This is a genomic window from Nonomuraea sp. NPDC052265 (assembly GCF_044547985.1).
Taxonomy (GTDB): domain Bacteria; phylum Actinomycetota; class Actinomycetes; order Streptosporangiales; family Streptosporangiaceae; genus Nonomuraea.
The window spans coordinates 119,068-131,604 of the sequence record NZ_JBIUBJ010000022.1; the positions used below are offsets into that span (position 1 = coordinate 119,068).

Genomic DNA, 12,537 nt, shown 5'->3' on the forward strand with positions numbered 1-12,537 from the left:
CTCCATTCATGAAAGAGCAATGTTTATGCGACTTACTGGTGCTCGCTTGTTTGTACAAGTTCCCTTAGGTTCTTTCCACACCCCCCGGAGAGTGGAGGCGACGTGTTCACACCTCGCGCCCGTACGGCCGGCGTCATCGCGGCCCTTACCGTTGTCACCGCGGCGTGTGGCGCCGCCCCGAGCAGCCAGCAGACCACCAAGACCGCCGAAGGCGGGACGAACGCGGCGACCGCCGCCTCCGCCGCCGACTTCGGCGGCTTCGACAAGCTCGTCGAGGCCGCCAAGAAGGAGGGCAACCTCCACGTCATCGCGCTGCCGCCCGACTGGGCCAACTACGGCGAGATCATCAAGTCGTTCGAGGCCAAGTACGGCATCAAGATCGAGAGCGAGACGCCCGACGCGGCCAGCGCGGACGAGATCAACGCCGTCAAGACCCGCAAGGGCCAGGACCGCGCCCCCGACGTGCTCGACCTCGGCCAGTCGTTCGCGATCAGCGGCGCCAAGGAAGGGCTGTTCGCGCCGTACAAGGTGCAGGTGTTCGACAAGATCCCCGAGGGCCAGAAGGAGCCGACCGGGCTCTGGACCAACGACTACGGCGGCTACGTCTCGATCGGCTGCGACGCCAAGAAGATCGCCAACTGCCCGACCAGCTACGCCGACCTGCTCAAGCCCGAGTACAAGGGCAAGGTCGCGATGAACGGCAACCCGACCAAGTCCGGCTCGGCCTTCGCCGGCGTGTACGCCGCCGCCATCGCGAACGGCGGCTCCTTCGACGACATCCAGCCCGGCATCGACTTCTTCAAGAAGCTCAAGGACGCCGGCAACTACAACCCGGTCGAGACGACCCCGGCGACCATCGAGAAGGGCGAGACCCAGATCAGCATCGACTGGGACTACAACAACGCCGCCTACGCCCCCCAGATGGCCACCAAGGGCCTCGACTGGAAGGTGAACGTGCCGACCGACGGCAAGTACTTCCAGATGTACGCCCAAGCCGTCAACAAGGACGCCCCGCACCCGGCGGCGGCCAGGCTGTGGCAGGAGTACCTCTACAGCGCCGAGGGCCAGAACCTCTACCTCAAGGGCTTCGCCCGTCCGGTGCTGCTGCCGTCCATGACCTCCGACGGCACGGTGGACAAGGCGCTGGCCGAGAAGCTGCCCCAGGTCGAGGGCGCGCCCGAGTTCCCCACGCCCGAGCAGGTCGACGCGGCCAAGGCCAAGCTGGCCAGCGGCTGGGACGCCGCGATCTCGGGATGACCCGCTCGCGTTCCAGGGGCTGGGCGGGAGCCCTGCCCCTGCTGGCCTTCTTCGCCCTCGTCTTCGGCGTCCCCGCGGTGGCGCTGGTGGCGGGGGCGTTCACCGCGCAGGGGCGGCCGAGCCTGGCCAACCTCGCGCAGAGCCTCCAGGGCGGCTACCTCGTCGCCATGGCCGGGAGCGTCAAGCTGTCGGCCGTGGTGGCGCTGGCCGGGGCCGTCCTCGGCACGTTCCTCGCCTACGCCGTGGTGACCTCGCGCTTCACGCTGCTGCGCGAGGCCGTGCTGACCGCCTCGGGCGTGCTGGCCAACTTCGGCGGGGTGCCGCTGGCGTTCTTCTGGATCGCCACGCTGGGCAACTCTGGCGTGATCAGCGGCCTGGTCGGGCTGCCGTCGGGGTCGCTGTACACGTTCTGGGGGCTGGTGATCGTCTACCTGTACTTCGCGATCCCGCTGATGGTGCTGGTCATGGCGCCCGCCCTGGACGGGCTGAAGCCCCAGTGGCGCGAGGCCGCCGCCAACAGCGGCGCGACCGCCTGGCACTACTGGCGCTTCGTCGCGCTGCCGGTGCTCGCGCCCGCGATGCTGGGCGGGGTGGTGCTGCTGTTCGGGTCGGCGTTCTCGGCGTACGCGACCGCCAACGCCATGGTGGGCACCGTCGTGCCGCTGGTCACCCTGAAGATCGCCAGCGCGCTGACCGGTGACGTGCTGGTCGGCTACGAGAACATCGCGCTGGCGCTCAGCCTCGACATGATCGTGGTGGCCGGCCTGGTGATGGCGATCTACCTGCCGCTGCAGAGGAGGAGCTCCCGATGGCTGCGCTGACCGGGCTGGAGCCCGTCGCCGTGGCGGCGGCGAAACCGCCCGCGCGGCCCCGCTGGTGGCGCGGCCTGGTGTTCGCCCTGGCCGCGGCCTACTTCCTGATCCCGCTCGGGGCCTCGCTCTGGTACACGATCCACAACCCCGCCACCGGGGTGTCGTTCTCCGCCTACGGCGAGCTGCTGACGGCCGAGGGCTTCGCGCGCTCGCTGCTGATGTCGCTGTCGCTGGCCGCCGCGACGATCGTGCTGGTCCTGCTGCTGGCGCTGCCCGCGATGCTGGCCGTACGGCTGTTCGCGCCGCGGCTGCGGCCGGTGATGGAGGTGCTGTGCACGCTGCCGCTGGTGGTGCCGCCGATCACGTTCGTGGCCGGGCTGACGACCTCGTTGCGTGACGGGGCCGACGTGCTGGCGCCGACGCCGTTCTGGGGCACGCTGATCGCGATCCAGGACCCGGGGTTCCCCGTCGTGCTCGTGCTCGCCTACGTCGTGCTGGTGCTGCCGTTCGTCCACCGCTCGCTGGACGCCGGGCTGCGCACCATGGACGTGCGCACGCTGGTCGAGGCCGCGCGGAACCTGGGCGCGTCCTGGCCGCACGTGCTGCTGCGGGTCGTGGTGCCGAACCTGCGCTCGGCCCTGGCCAGCGCGTCGTTCCTGACGCTCGCGCTGGTGCTCGGCGAGTACACGGTGGCCAGCCTGCTCGGGTACGAGCCGTTCGCGGTGTGGATCGTGACCGTCTCCGGCTCCAAGGGGCAGCTCTCCGTCGCGGTCTCCATCCTCAGCCTGCTGCTCATCTGGGCGTTGCTGCTCGCCGTCTCCACCGTCTTCAGTGGAAGGAAGAAATCATGACCGCTCAGGTGGAGTTCCGCGGGCTGCGCCGGGTGTTCGGCAGGACGGTCGCGCTCGACGGGTTCGACCTGACCATCGCCCCCGGCGAGTTCGTCGCCCTGCTCGGGCCGTCGGGCTGCGGCAAGACGACGGCGCTGCGCTGCGTGGCCGGGTTCGAGCGGCCCGACTCCGGCGCGGTGCTGCTGGACGGCAAGGACATCACGAACGTGCCCGCCAACAAGCGCGACGCCGGGATGGTCTTCCAGTCGTACTCGCTCTTCCCCAACCTCAACGCCCGCGACAACGTGGCCTTCGGCCTGCGCGTACGCAAGGCGCCCGCGGCCGTCCGGCACGCCAGGGCCGCCGAGCTGCTCGACCTGGTCGGGCTCCCCTCGCACGCCGACCGCTTCCCGCACGAGCTGTCCGGCGGCCAGCAGCAGCGCGTCGCCCTGGCCCGCGCGCTCGCGCTCGAACCGCGCGTGCTGCTGCTCGACGAGCCACTGTCGGCCCTCGACGCCAAGGTGCGCGTGGCGCTGCGCGAGGAGATCCGCCGCCTGCAGCTCGACCTCGGCATCACCACCGTCTTCGTCACCCACGACCAGGAGGAGGCCCTGTCGATCGCCGACCGGGTCGCGGTGCTGCGCGAGGGGCGGCTGGAGCAGTGCGGGCCGCCCGCCGAGGTCTACGACCGCCCGGCCACGCCGTTCGTCGCCGAGTTCGTCGGGGCCATGAACCACCTGGCCGGGCGGCTCTCCGGGGACGGCGTGACCGTGCTGGGCCAGCTCCTTCCCGTGGACGGCCCGGTGCCCGCCGAGCCCGACGTGGACGTGCTGATCCGGCCCGAGGCCGTACGCGTCACGCCCGAGCCGGACGGGCGCGCCGAGGTGCTGGCGGCGTCCTTCCGCGGGGCCTCGGTGCGGCTGCGGCTGTCGCTGGCGGGCGGCGAGGTGCTGGCCGACGTGCCGGGGCACGAGGCGGCCCGGCTGGGGGCGGGGGCCCGCGTCACCGTCCGGCTGGTGGAGCGGCCGGTGCTGGTGGCCGCCCGTACGGTCACGGCGCCCGCGCCGGTCCTGTCGGCCGATGCCTGAGGCGCTCCCCCCCGACCCCGTCCCGTTCGACGCCGGCCGGTTCGACGCCGTTCTGTTCGACGCCGTCCTGTTCGACATGGACGGCACGCTGGTGGACACCGAAGGGCTCTGGTGGCAGGCCGCGGCGTCGGTGGCCCGGTCGCTGGGGCGCTCGCTGACGACGGCCGACGCGCCGCACGTCACGGGCCGCACGGTGGGCGACACGGCCGCGTACCTGATGGACGGGACCTCAGCCGAGCCCTCTGCCGGGACCTCCGCCCGATCCTTCGCCGCCACCCCGGCCGGGGTGGCGCAGGCGCTCACCGAGGCGTTCGCCGAGCGCGTCAGGGTGGGGCTGACGGTCGTGCCGGGTGCGCCGGAGCTGCTGGCCGAGCTGGCCGCGGCCGCCGTCCCGACCGCTCTGGTGACCGCCTCCCCCCGCAGCATCGCGGAGCTGGTGCTGCCCCGGCTCGGGCACGCGTTCGACCTGGTGATCGCCGACGAGGACACCGCCCGCGGCAAGCCGCACCCGGACCCGTACCTGGAGGCGGCCCGCAGGCTGCGGGTGGCCCCGGCGCGGTGCGTGGCCGTCGAGGACAGCCCGGCGGGCGTGGCCGCGGCCACGGCCGCGGGCTGCCGCGTGCTGGCGGTGGACCCCGCCCACGGGCTGGCCCGCGTGCGCGCCGCGCTGCGCGGCGCTCCCCCGCACGGGGGATGAGCACGCCTCCCGCAGGGGAGGGACGGACCCGCCGGCGTCGGCAGGATGCCGGTCATGAGCATTGTCAGGACGCCCGTCGTGGCACTCGCGCTGGTGGTCCTCTACGGCGGCCTGCGCGTCTACTGGGAGCTCGGCCACATGCCGGCGCGCATGTCGCCGATCGGGCCCGATCTGATCGTGTTCACCGGCTGGGCGGCGGTGGGCCTGTGCGCGGCGGCCGCGGCGGCGCTGGTGGTCATGATGGCCGTGCGTCCGGACGGCCCGCTCGGATGGGCGCCGCCGGTGCTGGCGTGGGCGGTCGGCGGCGCGCTCATCGTGTCGGGGGCGCTGCTGCTGCTGGACGTGGTGTCCGCGGTCGTCCCCGGGCTCGGCATCCCGTTCTCGTGGGCGGGGGCGCTCAGCAAGGCGGCCTGCGTGGGCTCGGGGGTGCTGCTCTGGCGGTCGGCCGTGGCCTACCGGCGGCGGGCAGCGGCGGTCTGCGAGGCGTGCGGGCGGGGCCCGCGTTCGTCCCGGACGCTCGCCCGTACGCCGGGGTGGGCCTTCGCGGCGGCCTACGTCTCCGTGGCCGGTTGCCTGGCGCGGATCGCGGCGCAGGCGGCCGTGGGTTTCGACGTCGTGCCCTACCGCGCGGGGGCGGTGGCGTTCGAGGTGGAGTTCCTGCTCGCCGGGACGCTGCTGCCGCTGGCGCTCGTCCACCGGTTCGGGCGGGTGTGGCCGGGATGGGTGCCGTGGCTGGCCGGACGGCCGGTGCCGCGCCGGCTGGTGCTGTGGCCGGGGGTGGGAGTGTCCGGCGGGCTGCTGGCCTACTTCGGGGTGGCGCTGGGGCAGATGGCCGCCGAACGGCTCGGCGGTGGCGTGCCGTTCTCCGGGGGCGACCTGCCCGAGGCGTTCTTCTGGGTGGCCGTGCCCGGGTACGTGGTGTGGGGCGCCGGGATGGCCGTGGCGGCCTGGTCGTACGCGCGGCGTACACGCATCGCCTGTGAGATCTGCGGCGGATAGCCGACAATCGGTAAGCTGGGCCGCCGTGAGCGGTGATATATCCCAGATCGGGCGCTACCGGCTGCTGAGCTTGCTCGGGCGAGGAGGCATGGGCACCGTCCACCTCGCCGAGGACCCGGCCGGGCAGCAGGTCGCCATCAAGGTGATCAATCCGGAACTCAGCCAGCACGAGCAGTTCCGGATGCGCTTCCGCCGGGAGGCCGACGCCGCTCGCCGGGTCCGCAGGTTCTGCACCGCCGCGGTGATCGAGGCGGCGCTCGACGGCGACCTGCTCTACGTGGTCACCGAGTACGTGCCCGGCCCCAACCTGGAGGAGGCCGTCCGCCAGTCGGGGCCGCTGCGCGGGTCCAGCCTCGACGCGCTGGCCGTCAGCGTGGCCACCGCGCTCACCGCCATCCACGGCGCCGGGGTGGTCCACCGCGACCTCAAACCGTCGAACGTGCTGCTGTCCCCCGTGGGGCCGCGCGTGATCGACTTCGGCATCGCGCGGGCGCTCGACACGCTGGGCGGCGTCACCGGCACCGGCGAGCTGGTCGGCACGCCCCGGTACATGGCCCCCGAGGTGCTGCGCGGCGAGCCGGTCTCGCCCGCCTGCGACGTGTTCTCGTGGGGCTGCCTGATCGCGTTCGCGGCGAGCGGACGGGCGCCGTTCGGCGGCGACACGCTGCCCGCCATCGTCTACCAGGTGCTCAACACCGAGCCCCGCCTCGACGACGTCGATCCCGGCCTGCGCGAACTGGTCGGGGCCGCGCTGTGCAAGGACCCGGCCGTGCGGCCCACCGCGCAGCAGCTCCTCGACCACCTCGTGGGCCGCTCGGCGGCGCCCGAGCAGGCGGCGCACACCGTGCAGGTGGCCTGGCAGCACGCCACCACGCCGTTCACCGAGGTCGCGCGCCCGACGGCCGACACGGCGGCGAAGCGGCGCGGCAGGCTGGCCGGGATCGGCGCGGCCGCCGCGGCGGTGCTCGTGGCCGGCGCGGCGGCCGCCTGGGCGGTGCTCAGCCCGGCCGGGCCGCCCGACGACCTGGGCGTCCTGTACCGCGAGGACTTCACGCAGACCTCCGGCGGCTGGCTCGGCACGTACGACCCCACCTCCACGGGCAGCAAGGGCTACCGCACGGACGGCACGTACGGGCTCGACGTGGAGGACGGCCGCGAGGAGCAGTGGGCCAAGGCCCCCATCCCCTTCCTGGTCGCCACGCCCACGAACACCCCCGCCCCCTCGGCCACGCCGACGCCGATGTTGCCGGCGTCGGTGGTCGTCGGCGTCACCGCCGAGATCCGGGAGTACGCGGGCAGCGGCGAGTACGGCATCTACTGCCACAACGTCAACGACGACGACACCTACTACGAGTTCGGCCTGGACACCGAGGGGAACGCGCGGATCCGCCGCGTGTACGACGGCGCGGGCGGCACGCTGACCCAGCCCGCCAAGGTGGCCAAGCCGGAGGGCCGCGTGCGCATCGTGGCCTCGTGCGAGCAGCGCGGCGCGGCGGTGCGGCTGACGATGTGGGTGAACGACAAGCGGGTGCAGCAGGCCGACGACCCCAACGGGCTCGGCAACGGGTACGTCGGGCTGTTCGCGCGTACGCCCAAGGACAGCCAGTCGTCGCTGAAGATGACGTTCGACGACTTCGAGCTGCGGGGGCAGAAGGAACCCTAGGCGGGCGGGCCCGCGTTCATGACGGCCATCGGGGTAGGGGATGCGGATGGCGAAGCTCATGGACCGGGTGCGCGCGTACCTGCGCAGCCCTGAAGGCAGGCAGAACGTGGAGAAGGCCAAGCGCATGGCCCGCGACCCGCAGAACCAGGAGAAGGCCCGGCGCTTCCTCGACCGACTCCGCCCCCGCCGCCACTGACCGGCCCCTCACGGCCGCCGTCACTGACCGGCTCCTCGCGGACGCGGCCGGTGACCGGGCCCTTCGGCCGCCGCTGACCGGAACTCTCCGGTCGTCGCGCTGATCGGGGGCTCTCAGAGGACTCCGGCGCGGGCGGCGGCCAGGGCGGCGTCGGCGGCGCGGTCGGCGTCCCGCTCGCTCACCGGCTCGTGCGCCACGAACAGCCGGTAGTAGACCGGGGCGACGGCCACCCTGATCACCTCCCGCACGTCGACGACGTCGGGCAGCTCGCCGCGGGCGACGGCCCGCCGCACCACCTCGGCCGACTGGTCGTGCCGGGCCATGAAGAACTCGTGCAGGGCCCGCGCCGCCTCCGGGTTCTGGACGGCCGCCGCCACGAACGCCGACGACACCGGCCCCATCTCCGGATCGGCGAACCCGCCGCGGACGAGCTGGACGATCGCCCGCAGGTCGCCCTGGACGCTGCCGGTGTCGGGGATCGGCCACGGCTCGTCCTTGGCCAGCTCCAGGGCGTCGGAGATCAGGCCCTCCACGCTGCCCCACCGCCGGTAGACCGTGGTCTTGTGCACGCCCGACCGCTCGGCCACGCTCTCGACCGTCAGGCCGCGGAAACCGCGGGCGGCCAGCTCGGCCAGGGTCGCCTGGCGCACGGCGTCGCGCACCCGCGCGCTGCGCCCTCCAGGACGTCTGCTCGGCTCCAAAAACTACTCCAGTTGCGTTTGTGGTTCGCCTGTGTCAAACTAACGCTACAACAGTTGCGATTGGAGTTCCATCCTGATCAACGTTCGCAAGCTCGGCAAGTCGTACGGCGACCGCGCCGTGCTCACCGGCGTGTCCCTGTCCGTGGGGCCCGGCGAGCGCGTGGCCGTCGTCGGCGAGAACGGCTCCGGCAAGTCCACCCTGCTCCGGTTGCTGGCGGGCGTCGAGCGGCCCGACGACGGCGAGATCACGATCACCGGCGACGTCGGCCACCTCGGCCAGACCCTCGGCCTGCCGCTCGGTCACACCGTCCGGCAGGCGGTCGACCACGCGCTCGCCGGCCTGCGGGCCATGGAGCGGCGGCTGCGCGAGCTGGAGTCGGCGCTCACCGACGACGTCATGGGCGAGTACGGCGAGCTGCTGACCGCCTACGAGGCCCGCGGCGGCTACGAGGCCGACGCGCGTGTCGACAAGGCCCTCCACGGCCTCGGCCTGGCGCACGTCGCCCGCGACCGGGTGCTGTCGAGCCTGTCGGGCGGCGAGCGCGCCCGGCTGGGGCTGGCCTGCGTCCTGGCCGCCGACCCCGCCACGCTGCTGCTCGACGAGCCGACCAACCACCTCGACGAGCCCGCGCTGACCTGGCTCGAAGAGCGGCTGCGCGGCCATCGGGGGCCGGTGGTCGTCGTCTCGCACGACCGGGTCTTCCTCGACCGGGTGGCCACCGCCGTCCTGGAGGTCGAGGAGGGGGCCGTCACCCGCTTCGGCGGCGGCCACACCGGCTTCCTGGCCGCCAAGGCGGCGGCGCGGGCGCGGGCGGAGCAGGCGTACGCGGCCTGGCGGGAGGAGGTCCGGCAGGTGCGCGAGCACGCCGCCACCACCGCCCACCGCGTGGCGGCCGGGCGGGCCATGAAGGACAACAACAAGATGGCCTACGACCGCAACGCGGGCCGTGTCCAGAGCTCGGTCGCCGCCCGGGTGCGCAACGCCCACGAACGCCTGCGCCGCCTGGAGGACGACCCGGTCCCGCGCCCGCTGGCCCCGCTCCGCTTCCGGGCCGCCTTCCGCCGTCCCGCTCCGGCGGGCGACGGTCCGGGCACGCCCCTGGTGGAGCTGCGGGACGTCCACGTCGGCGACCGGCTCCACGTCGAGTCGCTGACCGTCCGGCCCGGCGAGCGGGTGCTGGTCAGCGGGCCCAACGGGGCCGGCAAGTCCACGCTGTTGCGGATCATGGCCGAGCGCGCCGGGTGCCGGGCCGGCCACCTCGCCCAGGACGACGACCTCGACCCCGGCCTGACCGTGCTGGCCGCGTTCGGGCACGACGGCTACGCCGACGAGCGTCGCGCGGCCCTGCTGGACACCGGCCTCTTCCCGCCGCACGTGCTCGGCCAGAAGGTGGGCGCGCTCTCGGTCGGCCAGCGGCGCCGGCTGTCGCTGGCCAGGCTGCTGATCCGGGAACACGACCTGCTGCTGCTCGACGAGCCGACCAACCACCTGTCGCCGACCTTGGCCGACGAGCTCGACCACGCGCTCGCCGCCTACCCGGGCGCGGTGGTCATGGTCACGCACGACCGCGCGCTGCGGCGGCATTTCTCAGGCACCGAAATCCGACTTACGGGGGGGCACATATGTTGACCATGATTCCCGAAGGCGCGCCCTACGGCGTGGCCACCGCCGCCGACGGCGCGCTCTGGTTCACGCTCGCGCACCAGGGCCGCGTCGGCAGGCTGGTGCCGGGGCACGACCCGGTGATCCACCAGCTCGACCCGGCCGACGGGCAGCCCACCGTGATCGTGCCCGGTCACGACGGCGCGATGTGGTTCACCGAGAGCAAGGGCGGCCGGGTCTGCCGCATCACCGGCGACGGCCGGATCACCGCGTACGCGGCCGACTCGCCGTACGGGATCGTCGCCGGGCCCGACGGGGCGATGTGGTTCACCCAGATGGGCAGCGGGCGCATCGGGCGCATCGACGGCGCGGGCGAGCGGTCCGACTTCGACGTACCGGTGGAGGGCGGGATGCCCGCCTTCATCACGGTGGGCAGCGACGACGCGCTCTGGTTCTCGATCAACCAGGGCCACGCCGTCGGCCGGATCTCGCTGTCCGGGGAGGTCACCGTGCATCGGCTGCCCACCGAGGGGGCCGCCCCCGTGGGCATCACGCTGGGGCCCGACGGGGCGGTGTGGTTCGTGGAGATCGGCGCCGGGCAGGTCGGCCGGATCGATCCGGCCGGGAAGATCACCGAGTTCCCGCTGCCCGATCGCGCCTGCCGTCCGCACGCCATCGTGGCCGGTCCCGACGGCGCGCTCTGGTTCACCGAGTGGGCCACCGGGCGCCTGGGCCGCATCACGGTCGACGGCGCGATCGAGGAGCACCCGCTGCCCTCGGTGCCCTCGTCCGCGACCGCCGGGGAGGGCGATCCGGGGCCCGCAAAGGGCAGCGAGCCGCACGGGCTGACGGTCGGGCCCGACGGAGCGATCTGGGTGGCCCTGGAAGCCGGCGCCCTGGCCCGCATCACCCCGTCCTCACCGAACCGGTGAGCCGGGAGCGCCGTGTGGCGGTGCGTTGTGAGTGGGGCGTGGGGTGGGGTGGCGGTGGGTGGGAGGGGCGGAGTTGACTGGGGGGATGCATGCCATCATCGTCTCCGCCCAGGGCGGTCCAGAGGTTCTCGAGTACGTCGAGCGTCCCGATCCGGTGCCGGGTGACGGGGAGGTCGTGGTCGACGTCGCGGCCAGCGGGGTCAACTTCATCGACATCTACCACCGTTCCGGCGCCTACCCGCTCTCCCTGCCGAGCCCGATCGGGTCCGAGGGGGCGGGCGTGGTCTCGGCCGTCGGGCCGGGGGCGCGCGAGGTGGCCGTCGGCGACACCGTGGCCTGGGCCGGTGTGCTGGGGAGCTACGCCGACAAGGCGGTGGTGCCGGCCGACCGGCTGGTCCCGGTGCCCGACGGCGTGTCCGCCGAGGTGGCGGCGGCGGCGATGCTCCAGGGCATGACCGCCCACTACCTCACCCACTCGACGTACGAGGTCAGGGAGGGTGACGAGGTTCTGGTGCACGCCGGCGCCGGTGGCATGGGCCAGTTGCTGATCCAGCTCGCCAAGCTGCGCGGCGCCAAGGTCTACAGCACGGTCTCCACGCCCGAGAAGGAGAAGCTGGCCCGCGAGGCCGGCGCCGACGAGGTGCTGCGCTACGACGACTTCGCCGCCACCCTGCGCGACCGGATCCACGTCGTCTACGACGGGGTCGGCAGGACCACGTTCGACGGCGGCCTGGAGGCGCTGCGCCCGCGCGGCGTCATGGCCCTCTACGGCGCGGCCAGCGGCCCGGTCCCGCCGATCGACCCCCAGGTGCTGAACCGGAGCGGCTCGCTCTTCCTGACCAGGCCCACGCTCGTTCATTACATCGCCGAGCGGGAGGAACTGCTCTGGCGGGCCGCCGACCTGTTCGGCTGGATCTCCTCCGGGCAGCTCAGGATCAACGTGTCCGAGCGTTACCCGCTGGCCGAGGCGGGCCGGGCCCACGAGGACCTGGCCGCCCGGCGTACGACCGGAAAGTTGCTGTTGATTCCCTAGCGCTACGCTCACCCCTTGTGGACATCAATGCGGCGGTCTGGTCGTTCGCTGCCGTCGTCGCGCTCCTGACGATCACTCCGGGGCTCGACACGGCTCTCACCCTGCGCACGTCGCTGCTCGTGGGCAGGCGTGCCGCCTGGGGGGTGGTGCTGGGCATCCAGCTCGGCACCCTCGTCTGGGGCGTGCTCACCGCGGCGGGGCTGTCGGCGCTGCTGGCGGCCTCGCGGCTGGCCTACGACGTCCTGCGCTGGGCGGGGGCGGCGTACCTGGTGTGGATGGGGGTGCGCATGCTCCTGGCCAAGGCGCGGGCCGGCGAGGAGGAGGACGGGCAGCACGCGTTCGGGTTCGGGAGGGGGTTCCGGCGCGGGCTGCTCACGAACCTGCTCAACCCCAAGGTCGGGGCGTTCTACGTGGCGATGCTGCCGCAGTTCATCCCGGCCGGGGCGCCGCACGCGGCGATGGGGCTGCTGCTGGCCGGGGTGCACGTGGCCGAGGGGCTGCTGTGGAGCACGGTGCTGATCGGGTTCGCCGCGCTGATGAGCGACGTCCTCAGGTCGGCCCGCGTACGGCGGATCCTCGACCGGGTGACCGGCGTGGTCATCGTCGGGTTCGGGCTCCGGCTCGCCCTTCACGACTAATGGGACCTACCGGGTCGGCCTCGCTGGCAGACTCGGTGCCTGGTAGCCGCTGGTGAGTGAGCACTCTCGTCGACCGGACTTCGAGTCC

13 protein-coding genes are annotated in these 12,537 nt (G+C 73.3%); 12 read left to right on the plus strand and 1 reads right to left on the minus strand.

Annotated elements, in window-relative coordinates; all coding sequences use genetic code 11:
- Positions 1-102: 102 nt before the first annotated feature.
- The 8 genes from ACIHAD_RS40600 to ACIHAD_RS40635 are packed head-to-tail and all read left to right on the plus strand — an operon-like array spanning position 103 to position 7,542.
- Complete coding sequence (locus ACIHAD_RS40600) at positions 103-1,257, plus strand: ABC transporter substrate-binding protein (protein ID WP_397360114.1); 1,155 nt, start codon at positions 103-105, stop codon at positions 1,255-1,257.
- Entirely contained in the window at positions 1,254-2,078 is an 825-nt protein-coding gene (locus tag ACIHAD_RS40605) for an ABC transporter permease (protein ID WP_397360115.1), read from the plus strand. Before ACIHAD_RS40600 ends, ACIHAD_RS40605 begins: the two co-directional genes overlap by 4 nt.
- Positions 2,066-2,920 carry an ABC transporter permease gene (locus tag ACIHAD_RS40610; RefSeq protein ID WP_397360116.1) on the plus strand — a complete coding sequence of 285 codons (855 nt, stop codon included), beginning with the start codon at positions 2,066-2,068 and terminating at the stop codon, positions 2,918-2,920. Before ACIHAD_RS40605 ends, ACIHAD_RS40610 begins: the two co-directional genes overlap by 13 nt.
- The gene (locus tag ACIHAD_RS40615) at positions 2,917-3,987 is read left to right on the plus strand and encodes an ABC transporter ATP-binding protein (RefSeq protein ID WP_397360117.1); all 1,071 of its coding nucleotides are present in this window, start codon (positions 2,917-2,919) and stop codon (positions 3,985-3,987) included. Before ACIHAD_RS40610 ends, ACIHAD_RS40615 begins: the two co-directional genes overlap by 4 nt.
- Positions 3,980-4,684 (plus strand): HAD family hydrolase, encoded by a 705-nt coding sequence (locus tag ACIHAD_RS40620; protein ID WP_397360118.1) that lies wholly within the window; start codon positions 3,980-3,982, stop codon positions 4,682-4,684. The genes ACIHAD_RS40615 and ACIHAD_RS40620 overlap by 8 nt, the downstream gene beginning before the upstream one ends.
- A gap of 54 nt (positions 4,685-4,738) precedes the next feature.
- On the plus strand, positions 4,739-5,683 hold the full coding sequence (locus ACIHAD_RS40625) for a hypothetical protein (RefSeq protein ID WP_397360119.1): 945 nt from the start codon (positions 4,739-4,741) through the stop codon (positions 5,681-5,683).
- Positions 5,684-5,708: 25 nt separating this feature from the next.
- Entirely contained in the window at positions 5,709-7,346 is a 1,638-nt protein-coding gene (locus ACIHAD_RS40630) for a serine/threonine-protein kinase (RefSeq protein WP_397360120.1), read from the plus strand.
- Between the two features lie 46 nt (positions 7,347-7,392).
- Positions 7,393-7,542, plus strand: a complete 150-nt coding sequence (locus tag ACIHAD_RS40635; protein ID WP_397360121.1) for a hypothetical protein — start codon at positions 7,393-7,395, stop codon at positions 7,540-7,542.
- A gap of 113 nt (positions 7,543-7,655) precedes the next feature.
- Here ACIHAD_RS40635 and ACIHAD_RS40640 read toward each other — a convergent pair whose 3' ends face one another.
- Positions 7,656-8,243: a TetR/AcrR family transcriptional regulator gene (locus ACIHAD_RS40640; RefSeq protein WP_397360122.1), complete on the minus strand. Its 588-nt coding sequence runs from the start codon at positions 8,241-8,243 to the stop codon at positions 7,656-7,658.
- A gap of 70 nt (positions 8,244-8,313) precedes the next feature.
- Here ACIHAD_RS40640 and ACIHAD_RS40645 point away from each other — a divergent pair, with 70 nt between their 5' ends.
- From ACIHAD_RS40645 to ACIHAD_RS40660, 4 genes are all read left to right on the plus strand, one after another.
- Positions 8,314-9,873 (plus strand): ABC-F family ATP-binding cassette domain-containing protein, encoded by a 1,560-nt coding sequence (locus tag ACIHAD_RS40645; protein ID WP_397360130.1) that lies wholly within the window; start codon positions 8,314-8,316, stop codon positions 9,871-9,873.
- Positions 9,867-10,778 carry a virginiamycin B lyase gene (locus tag ACIHAD_RS40650; protein ID WP_397360123.1) on the plus strand — a complete coding sequence of 304 codons (912 nt, stop codon included), beginning with the start codon at positions 9,867-9,869 and terminating at the stop codon, positions 10,776-10,778. Before ACIHAD_RS40645 ends, ACIHAD_RS40650 begins: the two co-directional genes overlap by 7 nt.
- A gap of 85 nt (positions 10,779-10,863) precedes the next feature.
- Positions 10,864-11,811 carry a quinone oxidoreductase family protein gene (locus tag ACIHAD_RS40655; RefSeq protein WP_397360124.1) on the plus strand — a complete coding sequence of 316 codons (948 nt, stop codon included), beginning with the start codon at positions 10,864-10,866 and terminating at the stop codon, positions 11,809-11,811.
- Between the two features lie 17 nt (positions 11,812-11,828).
- A complete protein-coding gene (locus tag ACIHAD_RS40660; protein ID WP_397360125.1) occupies positions 11,829-12,449 on the plus strand; it encodes a LysE family translocator in 621 nt (206 codons plus the stop codon).
- Positions 12,450-12,537 lie beyond the last annotated feature (88 nt).